This window comes from Shewanella decolorationis S12, assembly GCF_000485795.1.
Taxonomy (GTDB): domain Bacteria; phylum Pseudomonadota; class Gammaproteobacteria; order Enterobacterales; family Shewanellaceae; genus Shewanella; species Shewanella decolorationis.
The window spans coordinates 24,558-43,146 of sequence record NZ_AXZL01000057.1 but is presented as its reverse complement, the minus strand read 5'-3'; the positions used below and the strand labels follow the sequence as shown (position 1 = coordinate 43,146).

The 18,589-nt window shown below is 49.9% G+C and carries 17 protein-coding genes; 5 read left to right on the top strand and 12 right to left on the bottom strand.

Translation table 11 applies throughout. The features are described 5' to 3' along the window. Position 1: 1 nt before the first annotated feature. Positions 2-1,048 carry a polysaccharide deacetylase family protein gene (locus tag SHD_RS06940; protein WP_023266450.1) on the top strand — a complete coding sequence of 349 codons (1,047 nt, stop codon included), beginning with the start codon at positions 2-4 and terminating at the stop codon, positions 1,046-1,048. Between the two features lie 14 nt (positions 1,049-1,062). Here SHD_RS06940 and SHD_RS06935 read toward each other — a convergent pair whose 3' ends face one another. The 5 genes from SHD_RS06935 to SHD_RS06915 form a co-directional block, all read right to left on the bottom strand. Continuing rightward, positions 1,063-1,692: an SCO family protein gene (locus SHD_RS06935; RefSeq protein ID WP_161629207.1), complete on the bottom strand. Its 630-nt coding sequence runs from the start codon at positions 1,690-1,692 to the stop codon at positions 1,063-1,065. A gap of 54 nt (positions 1,693-1,746) precedes the next feature. Then, positions 1,747-2,649, bottom strand: a complete 903-nt coding sequence (gene cyoE / locus SHD_RS06930; protein ID WP_011627589.1) for a heme o synthase — start codon at positions 2,647-2,649, stop codon at positions 1,747-1,749. A gap of 17 nt (positions 2,650-2,666) precedes the next feature. Then, positions 2,667-3,725, bottom strand: coding sequence for a COX15/CtaA family protein (locus SHD_RS06925; RefSeq protein WP_011624519.1), 1,059 nt, complete (start codon positions 3,723-3,725; stop codon positions 2,667-2,669). Then, positions 3,725-4,270 carry a hypothetical protein gene (locus tag SHD_RS06920; protein WP_023266448.1) on the bottom strand — a complete coding sequence of 182 codons (546 nt, stop codon included), beginning with the start codon at positions 4,268-4,270 and terminating at the stop codon, positions 3,725-3,727. The genes SHD_RS06925 and SHD_RS06920 overlap by 1 nt, the downstream gene beginning before the upstream one ends. A gap of 67 nt (positions 4,271-4,337) precedes the next feature. After that, positions 4,338-5,249 (bottom strand): SURF1 family protein, encoded by a 912-nt coding sequence (locus SHD_RS06915; protein WP_161629206.1) that lies wholly within the window; start codon positions 5,247-5,249, stop codon positions 4,338-4,340. Between SHD_RS06915 and SHD_RS06910 the strand changes: the two genes are divergently transcribed. Continuing rightward, positions 5,194-5,424, top strand: a complete 231-nt coding sequence (locus SHD_RS06910) for a DUF2909 family protein (RefSeq protein ID WP_023266446.1) — start codon at positions 5,194-5,196, stop codon at positions 5,422-5,424. The genes SHD_RS06915 and SHD_RS06910 overlap by 56 nt on opposite strands. Before the next feature lie 28 nt (positions 5,425-5,452). Here the strand turns inward: SHD_RS06910 and SHD_RS06905 are convergent, their stop codons facing one another. From SHD_RS06905 to lexA, 6 genes are all read right to left on the bottom strand, one after another. Then, complete coding sequence (locus tag SHD_RS06905) at positions 5,453-6,328, bottom strand: cytochrome c oxidase subunit 3 (RefSeq protein ID WP_011627585.1); 876 nt, start codon at positions 6,326-6,328, stop codon at positions 5,453-5,455. Beyond that, positions 6,325-6,906 carry a cytochrome c oxidase assembly protein gene (locus SHD_RS06900; RefSeq protein ID WP_011624514.1) on the bottom strand — a complete coding sequence of 194 codons (582 nt, stop codon included), beginning with the start codon at positions 6,904-6,906 and terminating at the stop codon, positions 6,325-6,327. Before SHD_RS06900 ends, SHD_RS06905 begins: the two co-directional genes overlap by 4 nt. Before the next feature lies 1 nt (position 6,907). Beyond that, the gene (gene ctaD, locus SHD_RS06895; RefSeq protein WP_011624513.1) at positions 6,908-8,500 is read right to left on the bottom strand and encodes a cytochrome c oxidase subunit I; all 1,593 of its coding nucleotides are present in this window, start codon (positions 8,498-8,500) and stop codon (positions 6,908-6,910) included. 9 nt (positions 8,501-8,509) lie between these two features. Beyond that, positions 8,510-10,051: a cytochrome c oxidase subunit II gene (gene coxB / locus SHD_RS06890; RefSeq protein WP_039977752.1), complete on the bottom strand. Its 1,542-nt coding sequence runs from the start codon at positions 10,049-10,051 to the stop codon at positions 8,510-8,512. A gap of 406 nt (positions 10,052-10,457) precedes the next feature. Continuing rightward, positions 10,458-10,970, bottom strand: coding sequence for a cell division inhibitor SulA (locus SHD_RS06885; protein WP_023266444.1), 513 nt, complete (start codon positions 10,968-10,970; stop codon positions 10,458-10,460). Beyond that, positions 10,967-11,587: a transcriptional repressor LexA gene (lexA, locus tag SHD_RS06880; RefSeq protein WP_011624510.1), complete on the bottom strand. Its 621-nt coding sequence runs from the start codon at positions 11,585-11,587 to the stop codon at positions 10,967-10,969. The genes SHD_RS06885 and lexA overlap by 4 nt, the downstream gene beginning before the upstream one ends. A 161-nt stretch (positions 11,588-11,748) precedes the next feature. Between lexA and plsB the strand changes: the two genes are divergently transcribed. From plsB to SHD_RS06865, 3 genes are all read left to right on the top strand, one after another. Further along, positions 11,749-14,172, top strand: coding sequence for a glycerol-3-phosphate 1-O-acyltransferase PlsB (gene plsB / locus SHD_RS06875; protein WP_023266443.1), 2,424 nt, complete (start codon positions 11,749-11,751; stop codon positions 14,170-14,172). Beyond that, complete coding sequence (mtr, locus tag SHD_RS06870) at positions 14,172-15,428, top strand: tryptophan permease (RefSeq protein ID WP_023266442.1); 1,257 nt, start codon at positions 14,172-14,174, stop codon at positions 15,426-15,428. The genes plsB and mtr overlap by 1 nt, the downstream gene beginning before the upstream one ends. A gap of 132 nt (positions 15,429-15,560) precedes the next feature. Further along, on the top strand, positions 15,561-16,337 hold the full coding sequence (locus tag SHD_RS06865) for a VOC family protein (protein ID WP_023266441.1): 777 nt from the start codon (positions 15,561-15,563) through the stop codon (positions 16,335-16,337). Between the two features lie 112 nt (positions 16,338-16,449). Here the strand turns inward: SHD_RS06865 and SHD_RS06860 are convergent, their stop codons facing one another. Beyond that, positions 16,450-18,411, bottom strand: a complete 1,962-nt coding sequence (locus SHD_RS06860; RefSeq protein ID WP_023266440.1) for a methyl-accepting chemotaxis protein — start codon at positions 18,409-18,411, stop codon at positions 16,450-16,452. Between the last annotated feature and the right edge of the window lie 178 nt (positions 18,412-18,589).

Here is an 18,589-nt window from a genome sequence, read left to right as displayed (position 1 = left end):
TATGGTTAAACGTGCGTTATTGGCACTCTTAGGGCTGATGACTTTCTCGGCCCATGCTGTGGTCATTTTACAGTATCACCATGTGTCAGAAACCACGCCGGCTGCGACGAGCGTCACGCCTGCACAATTTCGTGAGCAAATGCAGTTTCTGGCGGACGATGGTTTTAAGGTTATTCCCTTATCCCAAGTGGTTGAGGCGATCAAAAACAAGCAAGATTTACCCGCAAAAACGGTGGCGATCACCTTCGATGATGGTTATCGCAGCATTGCGACCACAGCGCACCCTATCCTAAAGGAATTTGGTTTTCCCTACACCCTATTTGTGGCGATTGAGCCGATTAAACAAAAGTTTACCGAGATGATGACCTGGGAAGATCTGATTAAGCTCTCCAAGGAAGGAGCCGACATTGCTAACCACAGCTGGGCCCATGAGCATCTGATCCGCAAACTTGACAATGAATCCCAAAGCCAATGGCTGGCACGAATTAAAGCCAATATTCAGGACACCGAAAACGCGATTCGTGAGGCGACGGGGCAGAACTTTAAAATGCTGGCCTATCCCTATGGCGAATACAATCAGGCGATTCAGGATATGTTGACCGAAAATGGCTTCGTTGCCTTTGGCCAGCAGTCAGGGGCGGCGGGGCCGTACTCGCCACTCACGGCGCTGCCGCGCTTCCCTGTAGCGGGGCAATATGCAGATCTAAAGAGCCTAAAAGCCAAGTTATACAGCCTTAATATGCCAGTGCTTGAGCAAACGCCTAGCGATCCTGAACTGAAGGGCGGGCATTGGCGCCCCGAGCTTAAGGTTAAGCTGGATATGAGCGATATTTCGGCCAAGCAAGTCATGTGCTATATCCAAGGGCAAGGCGCTAAAACACCCACTTGGAGCAGTGATAATGAATTTAGTATTCAAGCCGATTTAGCCCTGCCAACGGGTCGCTCGCGCTACAATTGCACGGCGCCAAGCAAGACGCGCAACGGCTATTACTGGTTTTCGCAGGCATGGGTGAGACCCAAAGACGACGGCACTTGGGTTAAAGAGTAACACTTCTGCGGTGGTTATTTAGGTTTGTAGCTTTTAACGATTTTATCGAAGTCGCTGATCAAGGCTTGGTTGAGTACTTGAGGGGCTTTACCTAAGGCTGCCGTGGGTTTAAACACCGCGACCCGCGTGCCTTGGGGAGAAACCAGTACATAGCCAGCACTATGATCGACTTGATAATTATCCCCTTCGCCGACCATGGCATAGGTGAGCCCTAGGCTGCGGGTGAGGGGGAATATTTGGGTTTGCTCACCCGTCACCGCTTTAAACTCAGGATTAAAGAAATTCACGTAGGTGAGGAGTTTCTCTGGGGTGTCCCGCTTCGGATCTACGGATAAAAACACGATTTGAATGGGGGCAATTTTTTTCAGCTCAGGATAGGCGGCGGCGAGCTTGTTTAAGGTGGTCGGACAGACATCGGGGCAATAGGTAAAGCCGATAAAGAATAGGCTCCATTGATCCTTCAAATTGGCATTAGTAAAGGGTTTCTGCTGTTGATCTACAAGCTCAAAGGGCGCTAGCTCGAACGCCTCAGGAAACAAAAAACCACTCTCTAGCTCAACGGGCTTAGGTGGATTGAACTTCACTGCAAATAGTCCACCCAATCCTATTAGTAGAATCGCTATCACTAAGATCTTGTTGGAGATTCTTGCTTGCATATTTTGTCCTTTGACCATGCTCGCCCTATTGCTCGTTGCACATTAAGCCCAAAGATAGTGGTCGAGCAGTAATGCCATGAATAACAACATTAAATGATAAATCGAAAAACGAAATACCTGCATCGCCAGCCCTTCGCAATCCTGATACTTTAATTGCCACGCTTTATAAATAAATCCCGTGCTGAGCAAGCTTGAGCACACAAAGTAGAGCGGTCCACTCATCCCGACTAACACAGGCAATAGACAGGCTATCGCCAGCAAAATCGTATAGAGCAAGATACAGGTCTTAGTAAATTCTACCCCATGGGTCACGGGCAGCATGGGAATATCCACTTTGGCATATTCTGCGCGTCTGTGAATTGCCAGTGCCCAAAAATGCGGCGGCGTCCACAGGAATATGATGATAACGAGCAATAGCGCATGACCATGGAATTGATTCGTCACCGCCGTCCAGCCCAAGAGTGGCGGCATTGCGCCCGCTAAACCGCCAATGACAATGTTTTGTGGTGTGGCCCGTTTTAAATAGGCGGTATAAATCAAGGCGTAACCAATCAAGCTGGCAAAGGTCAGCCAAGCGGTGAGCGGATTAGTAAAAACATAGAGGATCACAAAACCTAGGCTGCCTAAGAGTGCCGCGAACAACAACGCCCTCGTCGCCGAGACTCGGCCCTTGGGCAGCGGACGGTTATAAGTGCGTGCCATCATGCCGTCGATTCGCCTATCAATCAGATGGTTTAAAGCGGCGGCCGATCCCGCCATCATGGCGATGCCGAGCAAACCTGCCACTAAGGGTTTGACTGGCAGTATGGTCGGCATGGCTAAACACATGCCGACTAAGACGGTGAGCAGCATTAAAGCCACTACCTTAGGTTTGGTCATCTCGAAATAGGCACGCCAAGCCAAATGGATACTGGGGTGACTGCTGATAGAGAGTGGTTTTGCCATGATAAATCCCCCGATGATTAAGGTGCCCTGCGCCAAAGGAAATAGTTAATCGCGACTAAGGTGAGTAGTAACAGTGCCGCGCCGCCATTGTGGGAAACGGCAATCCCCAGTGGTAAATGCATCACAACATTTGAAATCCCTAAACTGACCTGAAGTATCACTAAGGCGACCAACAATAGGCTAAGGGCCTTGAGCTGGGTGCTGAAAAATAACCGATAGGCGAGCAACAACAATAGACTGGCGGTAATAATGGCGCCAACGCGGTGGGCGATATGAATGGTCATGCGGGCATGGTAATCCAATACGCCAAATTCAAAGCTTGGGTGTTGCCCTTGGAAAGGGGAAAACGCATCGGCAATGGCGAGATTATCCATCCAATTACCTTCACAAATCGGCAAAGCCGTGCAAGCGAGTGCGGCATAGTTGGAGGAGGTCCAGGCGCCAAGCATGATCTGACCTATCAGCACCAGCAGACTCAACAGCGCCAGTTTCGGCAAATGTTTACTCTGGCCGAGAAATTTAAGGCTAGTGCCTATCCGCGAACCATGGGCGCCATTAAATCCTGCGCCCGCACCACGCTGACTGTGAATATCAGCGGTTTCGAAAATTCGCCTCGGTCGTGTTCGCAGATACAGCAAAAGCAGGAGCGAGAGCAGGCTAAAGCCGCCAATTAAATGGGACATCACGACAATCGGCATTAGTTTCATCGTCACAGTCCACATCCCCAACGCCGCCTGAAAGATGATGAGTAACACTATGGCAAAGGGCAGTTTCTTGGGGGCTTGGGATGTTTTTAAGCAAAGGATCAAAATCAGTAACACTAGTATGCCCAAGGCGCCCGCGATATACCTGTGGATCATTTCGAGCCAAGCTTTCTCGGGATGGATATCGTGGTCAGGAAATAGGGTTTGGGCATGGGAGATCTCATGGTCGTGGGTGGGCACTTTTATATGGCCGTAGCAACCGGGCCAATCTGGGCAGCCAAGTCCTGCGTCAGAGAGCCGAGTGTAAGCCCCCATTAAAATCACTAACAGGGTAAAGACTATGGTGACGCGTAGGAGCCAAGTCAGTTGCATTAGTCTACCCTCGATAGTTTCAATAACTTACGGAGATCCGCGACCAAGGCCTTACCCTGAGCTAAATGTGCCGCCTTGCCTTGCACTTGGGGGTAACGCAGCACGAGTGCGCCGAGTGGATCGACAATAATCAGCTGCTGTTGGTCAAGCCATTGAATGAGGCTTTGGCTTGCGGGCTGAGTGTTGAAGTTAAAGCTGCTTAATGCGCTTAAGTCACTGTCTGGATTCACAAGAATAAGCGGTTCGACACGAGCCTGATCTGGCCCTAAGGCGGTATGGCTCTGACGCAGAATATACAAGCGTTCGCGGCAAGCTTCATCGCACTTTGCGGGCAATAAATACAACAGTTGCCATTCCTTAGGCTGAGGATTGTTAAGGCCAAGACTGGTATAACTGGTTTCTGGGCTGATGAGCTCACCGTGGTTGGTGGAGCCGCCTTGATACCAATGCATGCTCAGCACTAACTTAGCGATGACCACAGGCGCGATAAAGGCCAGTAGCAATAACCCCAATGCGCGGTATTTGGCTGTTTGTTGGGAGTCCATATTTGCTCCTCTTATTGTCCCTAATGCTTTGTTTTATTGTTTTTTATTAAAATCTTGCTGGTATCTGTTACTCGGTTTTAGTCGCTTCCTTATCGGCTCGATGCCGTTGTCGTGATTTTTTGAGGTATTTCATTGCTTGCCTGCCCATCAGCCCCGCAAACACAGTTGCCATAGCAAACCATTGCAATGCATAACCCCAATGTTTTTGGGCCGAAAGCGGGAACGGCTGCCAAGGGTGGGGTAAGGCCTGCGCGGGTTGTAATTGGGGCAAGGCATCGGGTTGTAACACCGCGGGCAGGATGGGATGTCCTAACATTTGTGCCATCTCGGGCAGATTGAGATTTTGAAACCGAATCCGTTCACCTTGCTCCGTGGTGAAGGGTTCTGCTAATAAATGATGGCTCAAGGGATTAATCTGTTTTTGATAGAGGCGGCCTGTAAGAGCCAGTTCACCGACTATGGGGCTGACTTCGGGCAAGGCATCTCGGTGGGATTTAGCGGCAATAAAGCCGAGTTCGAGTAACAGCCAAGGTTGTTCGCGATGATTTGTCTGATTTTCTGACGTTATTTGCAGTAATTGAAAGGCGAGATAGCCCACTTGCCCTTGATAGACCTGATTGTCGAGTAACCAGATTTGTGGATTAACGGGGCTGGCTTGAACTTCAAGGCGATAGCCAGTAACGCCACCTTTAGCCAATTCAGCTATCAGCTGCTCAGGATTGAGTGCGGCAGCGGATTGTCTGGCCTCCATTTGTGCGAGTAACTCGGTTTTTTCCGCAGCCCTATCCATTTGCCACAAACCCAGCTTGACCAAAATCACGAATACCACCACAGTCAATATCAGCAGTAATAACATTGCCCTATGCAGCCAAATATATCTTGGCAACCCCATTAATTTGGTCAGCAAAACATAAGGATAGCGTATGGACATCCCGTTCATTTTTAAGTGTGTTTTAGTACTGCTGTTACTGTTTATCATTTTTAACCTAGGCAGAGCCTTAATTATTATGGTTAAAGGTGACGATCAAACCGCTGATCACCCTGTGCCTATGAGCCGCTATTTGGGCCGCAGGGTGATTTTTTCTGTACTAGTGATCCTGCTCTTGCTGGTGGCTTTGGGGACTGGACTACTTGGTCTCAATCCCACGCCTTAAGCTTTCAACTTATTGTTTCAATGAATATTTAAAGCACATAAACAAAGATAAATAGGCAGAGCCAAACTACGTCGACAAAGTGCCAGTACCAACTGCCCGCTTGGAAGGCAAAATGCTTATCCGCACTAAAGTGGCCTTTTAACACCCTGAAAAACAAGACTAATAGAAAGATAGTGCCCAAAGTGACATGCATGCCGTGGAAACCCGTCAGCAGGAAAAAGGTGTTGCCATACACGCCCGAGGTGAGCGTTAGCCCCATCTCATGGTAGGCATGGCTATATTCCTCCGCTTGCAAAGCAAGGAAGCTAATTCCCAACAAAATCGTGAGCCCAAGCCAGAGGGTGATGGCCGAACGCTTACCTTTTTCTAAGCTGATATGGGCAAAATGCAGCGTGACTGAGGAGGTTAGCAGCACAATGGTGTTGACTAGCGGTAGTCCATTCCATGGCATGGCTTCGGTTTTGGTGCCATCTGGCGTGGTGAGGAGTGGCCAAACGGCTTCGAAGTGTGGCCACAGGACTTCGTGGGTCATGGCATTGTTGGATGCACCGCCGAGCCAAGGCACTGCGACCATACGGGCGTAAAATAAGGCACCGAAGAAGGCGGCAAAGAACATCACCTCTGAGAAGATGAACCAGCTCATGCCTTGGCGAAACGATCTATCCATTTGATGGGAATAGAGGCCCGTCATCGATTCTTTGATCACGGTTCTAAACCAGCCAACCAGCATAAACAGGATGACGGCTATGCCTGCCAGTAGAATATAGCCGCCACCCGAAGCGCCAGATTTGAGTTGATGTACAAAATGTCCTGCCCCAAAGGCAATTAAAAACAAGCCGATAGCACCAACAATCGGCCAAGCACTCTGGGCGGGGACGTAGTAAGTCTCATGTTTAGTGGTCATTTTGCAGCTCCTTGCTCTATGGCAGACGCTAACTGCTTGTCGGTAATGTCGTAGAGGGTGTAAGAGAGGGTTAAGGTGTGGATAGACTCGGGTAATTGAGGATCCACGAAGAAGATCAACGGCAGCTCGGCGCGACTCGCGGCGGCTAAGTGTTGTTGGTTAAAACAAAAACATTCGGTTTTATTGAAATAAGCCGCGCCTTGTCCGGGCGAAATAGAAGGAATCGCCTGGCCCACGATCGCTCTATTCGAGACATTTTGCGCCAGAAATGCCGTGTGAATGAGTTCTCCTGGATGCACTTCGAGCCGTTTCGTTTGTGGCTCAAATTTCCACGGCATGCCGGTCTGCACCTGCGAGATAAACTCCACCGTTACCACGCGGTTCTTGTCCACAGTGATCGCTTGATAACTGCTGGCAGTATTGGAGGTTTTGCCATTAATCCCCAGTTTTTCGCACAACACATCGTAGAGCGGCACTAAGGCGAACCCAAAGCCAAACATCCCAAGGCAGCCCAGCACCAGCAGGCTGATGAGCTTACGGTTGGACTTGATGTTGGGCTGATGGGGTTGGCCTTGCATGTTATTTCACCTCGGGTGGAGTGGTGAAAGAGTGGTAGGGCGCAGGGCTGGGTAGGGTCCATTCTAAGCCTTCGCTGCCTTCCCAAGGTTTGGCGGGCGCCTTTTCACCGCCCCGAATGCACTTAATCACCAGCACGAGGAAAATCAGCTGAGATAGCCCAAAGGCAAAACCCCCAATCGACACGATTTGGTTTACATCGGCAAATTGAATCGAGTAATCGGGAATACGCCTTGGCATACCCGCAAGACCTAAGAAATGCATCGGGAAAAACAACACGTTGACCGAAATCACCGAGCACCAAAAATGCCACTGGCCTAGCTTTTCGCTGTACATATGGCCGGTCCATTTTGGCAACCAGTAATAGGCCGCCGCCATGATGGAGAAAATCGCACCAGTGACTAACACATAGTGGAAGTGAGCCACCACAAAGTAAGTATCGTGGTATTGGAAGTCAGCCGGTGTGATGGCGAGCATCAGGCCAGAGAAGCCGCCAATAGTAAATAAGATAATAAAGGCCACCGCGAACAACATCGGGGTTTCAAAACTCAATGAGCCGCGCCACATGGTCGCTACCCAGTTAAACACTTTTACCCCAGTCGGCACGGCAATCAGCATAGTGCAGTACATAAAAAACAACTCGGCAAACACTGGCATACCGGTGGTGAACATATGGTGCGCCCACACGAGGAAGGACAGAATCGCAATACTCGCCGTGGCGTACACCATGGATGAATAGCCGAATAATGGTTTACGGCTGAAAGCTGGAACAATAGCGGAGATAATGCCGAAGGAAGGCAAAATCATGATGTAGACTTCTGGGTGACCGAAGAACCAGAAGATATGCTGGAACATCACAGGATCACCACCACCTGCCGCCTCGAAGAAGCTAGTACCGAAAAACTTATCGGTTAACACCATAGTAACGGCGCCCGCGAGTACGGGCATCACGGCGATCAGCAAGAAGGCGGTGATCAGCCAAGTCCAGACAAACAACGGTAACTTCATCCAGGTCATGCCGGGAGCGCGTAGGTTGACTATGGTGACGATCACGTTGATGGCGCCCATGATCGAACTTATCCCCATGATATGAATAGAGAAAACAAATAATGCTGTGCTGTCAGGGCTATAAGTGGTCGAGAGTGGTGCGTAGAAGGTCCAACCGAAGTTAGGGCCACCGCCTTCCATAAACAGTGAGCTCAGTAAAATAGTAAAGGCGAAGGGCAGGATCCAAAAACTCCAGTTGTTCATCCGAGGGAGTGCCATATCTGGCGCGCCAATCATCATCGGGATCAGCCAGTTAGCCAGTCCTGTGAAGGCCGGCATCACGGCGCCGAATACCATGATTAACCCATGAACTGTGGTCATCTGGTTAAAGAAGTTAGGCTCAACGAGTTGTAATCCGGGCTGAAAGAGTTCGGCGCGGATCACCATAGCCATCGCACCACCGGTTAAAAACATAATGAAACTAAACCATAGGTACAGGGTGCCAATGTCCTTGTGGTTAGTGGTGAGTAACCAGCGCATGATGCCTTTAGGTGCACCGTGATGGTGTTCATCATGGGCGGCAATTTGATCTTGAGTCAGTGTGCTCATCTTAATCCCCTACTGTCCATGGCGAGCAATATCAGCGGGTTGCACTGTATCGCCAGTATTGTTGCCCCATGCATTGCGCTCATAGGTAATGATGGCGGCAAGCTGTTGTGGCGTGAGTTGAGTGCCAAATGCCTGCATCGCCGTGCCCGGTTTACCGTGCATCACAATGTCGATGTGATTGGCGACCGGACCCGTTGCAATAGCGCTGCCAGCAAGGGCGGGGAAGGCGGGAGGCATACCGGCACCCGTTAGCTGGTGGCAGGCGGCGCAAATCGTGGCATAGGTCTTTTCCCCTTCGGCCATCAGTTCATCATGGCTAAGCGTGGGAAGACTCGCGGGGTCGACACTGGCGGCGGGTTCTGTCGCTGGCTTTGGCGTATCGGTGGTTGCTGGGGGCGGAGTCGTTGCTACTGGTTCGCTATTGGTGCCACCGGATTTATGGGCATCAACGTCTTTGGCTTGCACCGCATCCCCCGTGTTATTGCCCCACGCATTACGCTCATAGGTAATCACTGCGGCAATTTCTTGGGTCGTTAATTGTTTGCCAAAGGCTTGCATGGCCGTACCCGCTTTACCATTGAGCACGATTTCAAGATGGCCGCTTAATGGTCCGGTCGCAATTGGGCTGCCTTTGAGGTGCGGGAATACTCCTTGTAGACCTTCACCGTTGGGTTGGTGACAGGCCGCGCAGTGACCGAGGTAAACTTGCTCACCCTGAGCCATCAGCTCTTCTTTAGTCAGTGTTTGTGATAACGCGGCTTGTGCGGCTTGCGCAGCGGCATTGGCGGCTTGTTTTTGTTCTTCAACCCATGCATCGAACTCGGCTTCGGGTAATGCCTGCACCACTATCGGCATAAAACCATGGTCTTTACCGCAAAGCTCGGCACATTGGCCACGGTAAATGCCGGGTTTGTCGATACGGGTCCACGCCTCGTTGATAAAACCTGGGTTAGCATCTTTTTTAACCGCAAAGGCGGGCATCCACCATGAGTGGATGACATCCTCTGAGGTCATCAAGAAGCGGATTTTACGATTGATGGGTAATACTAGGGGTTTATCGACCTCGAGTAAGTAGTGCTCTCCCTTGGCTTCACTACCTTCGATTTGAGGTCTTGGAGTTGCGAGAATACTGTAAAAATCAATATCTTGATCGAAGTAGCTATAATGCCATTTCCATTGAGAACCTGTGACTTTTACCGTGAGATCGGCATTGCTGGGATCTTCCATGGCAATCAGAGTTTTCGTGGCGGGAATCGCCATTAAGATCAAAATGACAAAAGGAATAATCGTCCAAGCAATTTCGACTTTTGTGCTCTCATGGAAGTGAGACGCGACCGCGCCCTTGGATTTTCTGTGGTTGATCATGGCATAAATCATCACGCCAAAAACCACTAGGCCTATCGCGCAGCAGATATACAGAATCGTCATGTGCAAGTGATAAACCTTGCCACTGATTTCTGTTACGCCGGGGGTCATGTTGAACCGCATGTCCGCTGCGGCCAACGGTGGTGCGAATAACACCACGAGTAGACAATACAACCATTGCTTCACAAGACTTCTCCTCTGCCAATTGCGAATAGCAACTACAAAGAAGAGCAACACAGTAAGTCTCAACTCTATGCAAACTCTTCAGTTCCCAAAAAAGCTTCTCTGACTTCAACGTGCGTTGGCGGCTTACTTTTGATTAAGTATTGTTACTGCTGGTATTAGCCACACTGGCACATACTGCTGAATAAACCCATTATTCTCGATTTTTGTGGGCAAGAGATATTCGATAAATCGTCGATATTTTTTGCCTAAACGGGCGATATATTATGCTCGCCTGAATCAAACATACTTGCTGTTTAAAAATTGATCAAGATCACTTCTTTTTCTAATTGTCTGAAAAATTGCCAAAAAAAAGCCCCACATTCACAGGTGAGGCGGCTTTCAAGGCTAAATACGCAGTGCAAAAATTTTAATGAACAGAGCTAAAAAAACTACCTTGGGCAAAGTGAGCTGGTTGCTTGAGTGTGGCGTCCGTAGGTGAGTGATTTACGACACCTTCGAGCACGATTCCCATTGCGCGGGCGCTCTTTGCCACAATTTGCAAACGACGATTATCGCGGGCATCGAGTGAGTGGATCCAAGTAATTACTGCGCTGGAGGTGCCACTGGTTAAGGCTTTTTCCATGGCCCACAGGGTTTCCACTTCATCCTTCGCATGGACTAAGAGTACGCGATCCATACGCACGCCAGCGCTGGCCAGTAACTGCTTGTAGCCAATACTGGGTGGGTTGATGAGCACGACCCAGCGGCCTTGTTGGCTCAATTGTGCCAACTGTTTGCTAAGTTGCATTAGCTCTTGCCGCCCTTGGCTCTCGGTGGGCATAGTGATGATAGGCGTATGCTGCCAGTCTGTATCGGTTTCGCGTACCGCATCGAGCCATAAACCGGGGTGACGCGGGGCATTACCTAGTAGTTTGTTCATAGCCAATCTCCATTGCGGATCACCCCTACGGCGAGCCCTTCAATTGTTAGACTTTGGAAACTTAAATCGACTTTAATCGGGGAGTAATCTTCATTTTCAGCATGTAGATAAACGAGATTCCCTTTCTTTTCAAAGCGTTTAACTGTTACATCATCGTCAACGCGAGCAACAACTACTTGGCCATTGCGCGCTTGCTGTACTTTATGAACGGCGAGCAGATCCCCTTCGAGGATACCGATGTTCTTCATACTGTCGCCTCTGACGCGCAGCAAGAAATCGGCGGCTGGGTGGAACATGCTGGGGTCGACTTGATAATACTGTTCGACATGCTCTTGGGCGAGGATAGGTTCGCCCGCAGCCACTTGACCAATCAGTGGTAAGCCAGATTCGCTGTTATCTTCTTCCTCAACTGGGAGGCGGATCCCGCGGGAAGTGCCAGGCATGATCTCGATGCAGCCTTTTTTTGCCAATGCCTTAAGGTGTTCCTCGGCGGCATTTGCACTTTTAAAACCCAAACGGGTGGCGATTTCGGCCCGGGTGGGTGGCATGCCAGTCTCGGCAATATTACGTTTAATCAGCTCTAAAATTTCGGCTTGGCGTGGCGTCAACGGTCTCATGTTCTTTCCTGTTTTTCTATACAGTTACTGTTAGTATATACAGTATTATTCGTAGTGCAAGTATTAACCACTTTTTAACGCGATTGGAGAGTATTAGCGAATATTCCCTAGAATCTGGTATTCTATGGGGCTAATGAACGTACTTACATTGCATAAGAATAATGCCTAAACAAGACTCTCTTTGGTTGAAATCATTACGCTGGATCCAAAAACACTTAGTGCACACTATTGTTGTGCCGCAGGATCCCTTTGCCGATCTGAATCTGGACGCTTCCAGACCGCTTGCTTATGTAATGAAAACAGAATCCCTGAGTGATATTGCTGCGTTAAGCGAAATCACCACTAAGCTGGGTTTGCCAAGCCCCTATGAGCCGCTCGTGGTAAATGGCGTTGTCGCGCCCCGCGTCGTTTGCCTCGAAGGCCGTAAGCCTTTGTTTGGCGAACGTGCCAGTAATGAGCCATTCCTCGAATGTTTTATGCGCCTGTTGGCCGTCCATAAGGAAAAGCCAGAGTTAGATATTCAGCTGGTGCCTGTGAGTCTGTATTGGGGCCGAACTCCGGGTAAAGAAGACGACACCATGAAGGCGGCTGTGCTTGAGCGTGAGAACCCAACTTGGTTACGTAAGTGCTTAATGATCCTATTTTTGGGTCGTCATAACTTTGTGCAGTTTTCTAATGCGGTATCGCTGCGTTACATGGCCGACGAACACGGCACCGATATGGGGATTGCCCATAAACTGGCGCGGGTGGCTAGAGTACATTTCCGCCGCCAACGCAAGGTGATGACAGGACCTGTGCTGCCGAATCGTCAGGCAATGTTCCACTCCCTGCTGAAATCCGAATCCTTACGCAAGGCGATTCAGGAAGAAGCGGCGAGTAAGAAGATTTCCGAAACCCAAGCCCGTGAAACAGCAATTGAATATCTTGATGAAATTGCAGCTAATTATTCCGACAGCCTAGTGCGTATTGCAGAGCGTTTCCTAACTTGGTTATGGAACAAGCTCTACAGCGGTATCAATATCAAAGGTGCCGAGCAAATCCGTCAGCTGCACCATGATGGTCACGAGATTGTTTATGTACCTTGCCATCGCAGCCATATGGATTACCTGCTGTTATCCTACATTCTGTATTACCAAGGCATGGTGCCACCGCATATTGCGGCGGGGATTAACCTAAACTTCTGGCCTGCGGGGCCGCTGTTCCGCCGTGGCGGCGCTTTCTTTATTCGCCGTAGTTTTAACGGCAATAAACTTTATACTGCCGTGTTCCGTGAATACCTCGATCAGCTGTTTGCTAAGGGATATTCGGTTGAGTATTTCTCTGAGGGTGGCCGTTCTCGCACCGGTCGTCTATTGGCGCCGAAAACGGGCATGATCGCCATGACGATCAACAGTGTGCTGCGTGGTATCGAACGCCCTGTCACCTTAGTGCCTGTGTATTTAGGCTACGATCACGTGATGGAAGTGGCGACTTATCATAAAGAGCTGAGCGGTAAGAAAAAACAGAAAGAATCTGTATGGCAAGTCTTTGGTGCTATTCGTAAATTAGGTAATTTTGGCCAAGGTTATGTCAACTTTGGTGAGCCGATTACACTGCAAAACTTCTTGAATGAAACCGCGCCTAACTGGCGCACTGAAGTGGCCGACGATCCCGAACAAAAACCGACTTGGTTAACCCCAGCGGTCAACGTGTTAGCGAATCGCGTGATGACCCGCATTAACGATGCCGCCGCCGCCAGTTCAATCACCTTGACCAGCTTAGTGCTGCTGGCGTCGGAGCAAAATGCCCTAGAGCGTTGCTTGCTCGAGCGTCAGTTAGATTTGTACCTGACGCTGCTTAAGCGTGTGCCTTACACTTCGTTTACGTCGGTGGCCGAAGGTGATGGCAAGCACTTAGTGCAGCAAGGTTTAGAGCTGAATAAGTTCTCCATCAATGCCGATCCTCTGGGTGAGATAGTATCTATTGACGCGAATCAAGCGATTTCAATGACTTACTATCGTAACAATATCATCCACTTATTTATTATTCCGTCGTTGATTGCTAGCTGCTTAACCAACAATAAGCAGATTTCAAGAGCCCATATCCTAGGGATTGTGAGTGACTTCTATCCGCTTCTGAAGGCGGAGTTATTCATGGGTATCAAGGACCTCCCAAGTTATGTGAATCAAGTGCTAGATCTGTTTATTGAGCAGGATCTAGTGCAGGAAAGCGATACGCTGTCGGTGGTGACCGAGCACACCAGTCAAATGTTGTTGCTGGCCGGAAGCGTTAGCGAAACCTTGCAACGTTATGCGATTATCTTCAATCTGCTGGCCCACAGACCTAAGATGGAGCGTTCGGAGCTGGAGTCTGAAAGCCATCTGCTTGCCCAGCGTTTAGGGGCGCTGCATGGAATTACCGCACCAGAATTCTACGACAAGAAACTCTATAACACTTTGAGTGTTAAGCTTAAAGAGTTGGGTTACTTCTCCGAGAAGGAAGATAAATCCGACGTTGAGCGCATTCGCGATCAAGCCAATAGCTTACTCAGAGCCTCAGTGAGACAAACCATAGTTGCGAGCGTGACCGCGGAGCATATCGTTTAATGGCTAACCATATGAATGCGGCGAAGAATAAGCCGGTGGGCAAGTCTTTGCTCGGTGGTGCCATGATTATTGCTGGCACCACAGTCGGGGCGGGGATGTTTTCTTTGCCCGTTGTGGGCGCTGGCATGTGGTTTGGCTACTCGGTACTGATGTTACTCGGTATTTGGTTCTGCATGTTGATGTCGGGATTGTTATTGCTCGAAACCAACCTGCATTTCGAACCGGGAGCGAGTTTCGATACCCTGACCAAGGAAACTCTAGGCCAGTTTTGGCGGATCGTGAATGGGGTATCGATTGCCTTCGTGCTTTACATCTTAACCTACGCCTACATCAGTGGCGGCGGCTCGATTGTTAACCATAGCCTACAGGGTATGGGGATTGAGTTACCCCAGAGTGTTGCTGGATTAGTATTTGCGGTTGTGCTCGCCTGTATCGTGTTGATCAGCACCAAGGCTGTCGATCGCATTACGACCATAATGCTCGGCGGTATGATTATCACTTTCTTCCTCGCGATTGGTAATTTACTGATCGAGATTGATGTGACTAAGTTGCTCGAACCGGATGGCAATCAAAGCTTTATGCCTTATCTGTGGGCTGCTTTGCCCTTTGGCTTGGCAAGTTTTGGCTACCATGGCAACGTGCCGAGTCTGGTGAAGTACTATGGCAAAGATTCATCGACCATCATCAAAGCGATTTTCGTCGGCACTTTCATCGCACTGATCATTTATGCCTGCTGGTTAGTCGCCACTATGGGCAACATTCCCCGCAGCCAATTTAGTGAGATTATTGCCCAGGGTGGCAATATGGGGGTGTTAGTCGGCGCCTTGTCGAAAGTGATGGAAAGTAACTGGTTAAACAGCATGTTAACTCTATTTGCTAACTTAGCTGTGGCGTCTTCTTTCCTTGGCGTGACCTTAGGTTTATTCGATTATTTGGCCGATTTATTCGGATTCGACGATACGCGCTCGGGGCGGATGAAAACGGCAATCGTCACCTTTGTGCCGCCGACCATATTAGGTTTGCTGTTCCCCGATGGCTTTTTGGTTGCCATTGGTTTCGCAGCCTTAGCGGCAACCGTTTGGGCCGTCATAGTGCCAGCACTGATGGCCTATAAATCGAGACAGCAGTTCCCTAACCATCAAGGTTTTAGAGTCTTTGGTGGCACCCCCTTAATTATCCTTGTGGTGTTGTATGGCGTGGTGACAGGGGCTTGTCATCTACTCGCGATGGCGAATTTATTGCCGCAGTTCTCCTAAGTATTTCGCCTACGAATCAAGCCCTCAAATTGAGGGCTTTTTCTTTATATTCATCTTTTTATCGCCAAAACTGGACAGTTGCACAAACTCCAGCTTAACTCGAACACATTATCTGTTTGATTGGAGTCTGCAATGAGGATTACTCAGTATGCACTGGGACAGGCCTGTTGGGTCGAACTGGCGAGCCATGACTGGCAGGGCGCACAGGCGTTTTACCATGCACTGTTTGGTTGGAATGCGGTGGAAATGGCGATTCCTAATGGTCATTTCTCGCTGTTCAATCTGGAGGGCGACGATTTAGGGGCCATGTATCAAATCCCTGAGTCGGAACCACAGATCCCTAGCCATTGGCGGATCTATTTTGCGGTTAAGGATGTCGAGGCGACGGTTGCCGCCATCTTGGCTGCGGGTGGGCAATTACACATGGGCCCGCATGTGGTGGGTGAAGCGGGCGTGATGGCGCAGGTGAGCGACCCCGAAGGCGCACGCTTTGCCCTGTGGCAAGCAAAAAATCACTCTGGCTCGCGTCGCCAAGGCGAAGAAAATACCCTGTGTTGGGTGGAGCTGGCCTGTCGCGAACCTAGCGCCGAAGCCAGTTTTTACACTCAAGTGTTTCCTTGGACCGCACTCCCCAGTCATGTGCCCGGCATCGATTACACCGAGTGGCAAATCGACGGTCAGTCTATGGGGGGCATGATGAAAATGATGCCAGAATGGGGCGAGATCCCCGCCCATTGGATGCCTTATTTTGTGGTGGCGGATTGTGATGCCTTTGCCGCTAAGGCGCAGGGGCTAGGTGCGCAGCTATGCGTGCCGCCAAGCGATATCCCCGATGTGGGACGTTTTGCGGTGATTGCCGACGCGCAAGGGGCAACCTTCGCGGTCATCAAGTTAAATGCGCTATCTTAAGCTGGCGAGGAGAGATTTCGGCATAAGCGCTGATAAAACCTAGGTTTATTGAGTCATACCTAGGTTTTATAAGGTCTTATGTCGATGCGCTTATTTCTTTATCCGCTACTGGCTACACCTTAAACTCACTCACTAAACCATCCAGCTGTTGTCCTATCCCCAGCAAGCCATTGGCAGAGCTGGCTGCCTGTTTAACCCCCGTCAGAGTGCGGTTGGCACTGTCATTCACGCTGTTGATCGACATATTAATTTCTTCCACCACAGTAGACTGCTGCTCGGCAGCGTGGGCCATTTGTGAAACCGAGTGGGTGATCGACATGACCATTTCGGTGATAGTCGAGAGGGCCGATTCCACTTGGGTCACTTGCTCGACCGTGCTGTTGGTCGCTTCTCGGCTTTGTCCCATCATAGTCGCCGCTGAGCCCGATCTATCCTGCAGTGTTTGGATGATTTGCTGGATTTGCTTGGTCGATTCTTGCGTTCGGCTGGCAAGTGAACGTACTTCATCGGCCACCACGGCAAAGCCACGTCCTTGCTCGCCCGCCCGCGCCGCTTCGATGGCTGCGTTGAGCGCCAACAGATTGGTTTGCTCGGCAATGGCGCGGATCACATCCAGCACGGCACCAATCTTATCGCTGTCGTTACGTAACTGTTCTATGGTGGTGGCCGAGGCTTCGACTTTGCTTGCCAGTTCCCTCATCGAATGGGTGGCGCGGGTGACTGTCTCGCGGCCGAGGAGCGCTTGCGCTTTGGCATCCTCCGAGAGCTTATTGGCAGTATCGGCACTGGCAGCGACTTCGACGGCACTGGCGGCCATTTCGGTGATGGCCGAGGCGACGAGTTGGGTTTCATTCTGCTGTGAACTCATGTCTTGAGTTGCACTGTGAGTCACACTGTTGAGCTGGGTTGATGCGCTAACCATTTGAACAGTCGTGTCTTTAACTTCGGCCACTAACTGCTGGATCCGCAGCACAAAGCGGTTAAAGTTTTTGGCAAGTTGGGTCAGTTCGTCATGGCCGTTTACGGGGAGGCGCTGAGTGAGATCGGCCTCGCCATCGGCGATTTCATTCAGTAGCGCCACTACTTCACGTATGGTGCGCAGCAGGCTTTGGGTCACTATCACGGTAATAAAGGCGGAAAGCAGAATCGCGATCAGCAGGATAATGTTGATAAAGATGATTTTTTGGCTGACTTCCTTGGCGGCGATATCGCCCGCTTCGGAGAGAGACTTCATGGTATTGTCTTGCAGATCTGAGGTTATCTGCGCCATTTCGATGCCGATATTATCGAGCTGCACTATGGCTTGATTGCGGTTGTTAATCGCCTCAAAAACCCCGTTGGCCGCTTGTTCATACTCGCTGAGCAGTCCGGCGGCTTGCTTGACTTGTGATTGATAGCTCAAGTTATCGAGCGCGGCGGCAAGCTCATCCATAGTGGTATGAGTGTTGACGATTTCATCCCGAAAACGCTGAGCCTGATCGGCTTGGTTATCGAGGAGAAACTTGCTGACATAGAGGCGAGCCAAGAGCAGTTCACGCAGATTTTTACCGGCGAAGAAGGCGCCCTGTACATCGCCATCGGTAAAAGATGACTGCATGATCTGGGAGATAATTTTCTCGATTTCGGGCCCTTTGACATCGAGTATGCCGGTGACTAGCTTGGCTCTTTGCTGCTGATTAGTTACGACTTGGTGATTAAAAATATCCACGTACTCTTTTTCATGGGCAATGATCTGCTCAAGCATTTGAGTTCGTTCAGGATTATCTATATGGGCTTTGGCCTTTGCCAATATGTCGCGGGTTTTGATGTCTTGGGCGCTAAATTCGGCTGCCGTCTCGCTGGAGCCGGTTTTGACATAGGTTTTTACCGTGAGGCGCAGGCGATAAATTTCCTGTAGCAGGCTACTGGTGAGATCGCTTTCTGGGGCAAGATCTTCGGTAACGGCGCGCATCCGATTATCAATGTCGGTCAGGGCAAAGTAGCTTAATACCCCTAAAGTTATAAGCATGGCGACGAGAAAGACAGGAACGATCGCAAGCTTTTTAGTGAGCGTTAACTGATTGATAGAAAACATAGTTACCTCAGAGTGAACTTGTCTTCCATGGCTTGGATTAAAGCGCTAGCTCCTGTACTAGGCACGGCTTGTTTGAGTATAGGAGACATATCCTGAGGTAAAGGGACAGCTTAAATGAAGTTTCGTTAATATTGGGCGAGGGCGTTTGGGAGGGATAACCGTTTTTAGCCTCTTGTTT

Excerpts from the sequence above, each read along its gene's own strand:
- SHD_RS06860 (WP_023266440.1), bottom strand. The coding sequence starts at position 18,411 with ATGTTTTCTATCAATCAGTTAACGCTCACTAAAAAGCTTGCGATCGTT.
- lexA (WP_011624510.1), bottom strand. The coding sequence starts at position 11,587 with ATGAGACCGTTGACGCCACGCCAAGCCGAAATTTTAGAGCTGATTAAA.
- SHD_RS06865 (WP_023266441.1), top strand. The coding sequence starts at position 15,561 with ATGAGGATTACTCAGTATGCACTGGGACAGGCCTGTTGGGTCGAACTG.
- SHD_RS06905 (WP_011627585.1), bottom strand. The coding sequence starts at position 6,328 with ATGACCACTAAACATGAGACTTACTACGTCCCCGCCCAGAGTGCTTGG.
- SHD_RS06940 (WP_023266450.1), top strand. The coding sequence starts at position 2 with ATGGTTAAACGTGCGTTATTGGCACTCTTAGGGCTGATGACTTTCTCG.
- plsB (WP_023266443.1), top strand. The coding sequence starts at position 11,749 with ATGCCTAAACAAGACTCTCTTTGGTTGAAATCATTACGCTGGATCCAA.
- cyoE (WP_011627589.1), bottom strand. The coding sequence starts at position 2,649 with ATGGCAAAACCACTCTCTATCAGCAGTCACCCCAGTATCCATTTGGCT.
- mtr (WP_023266442.1), top strand. The coding sequence starts at position 14,172 with ATGGCTAACCATATGAATGCGGCGAAGAATAAGCCGGTGGGCAAGTCT.
- SHD_RS06900 (WP_011624514.1), bottom strand. The coding sequence starts at position 6,906 with ATGCAAGGCCAACCCCATCAGCCCAACATCAAGTCCAACCGTAAGCTC.
- ctaD (WP_011624513.1), bottom strand. The coding sequence starts at position 8,500 with ATGAGCACACTGACTCAAGATCAAATTGCCGCCCATGATGAACACCAT.
- SHD_RS06885 (WP_023266444.1), bottom strand. The coding sequence starts at position 10,970 with ATGAACAAACTACTAGGTAATGCCCCGCGTCACCCCGGTTTATGGCTC.
- SHD_RS06925 (WP_011624519.1), bottom strand. The coding sequence starts at position 3,725 with ATGCAACTGACTTGGCTCCTACGCGTCACCATAGTCTTTACCCTGTTA.
- SHD_RS06915 (WP_161629206.1), bottom strand. The coding sequence starts at position 5,249 with ATGATAAACAGTAACAGCAGTACTAAAACACACTTAAAAATGAACGGG.
- SHD_RS06920 (WP_023266448.1), bottom strand. The coding sequence starts at position 4,270 with ATGGACTCCCAACAAACAGCCAAATACCGCGCATTGGGGTTATTGCTA.
- SHD_RS06910 (WP_023266446.1), top strand. The coding sequence starts at position 5,194 with ATGGACATCCCGTTCATTTTTAAGTGTGTTTTAGTACTGCTGTTACTG.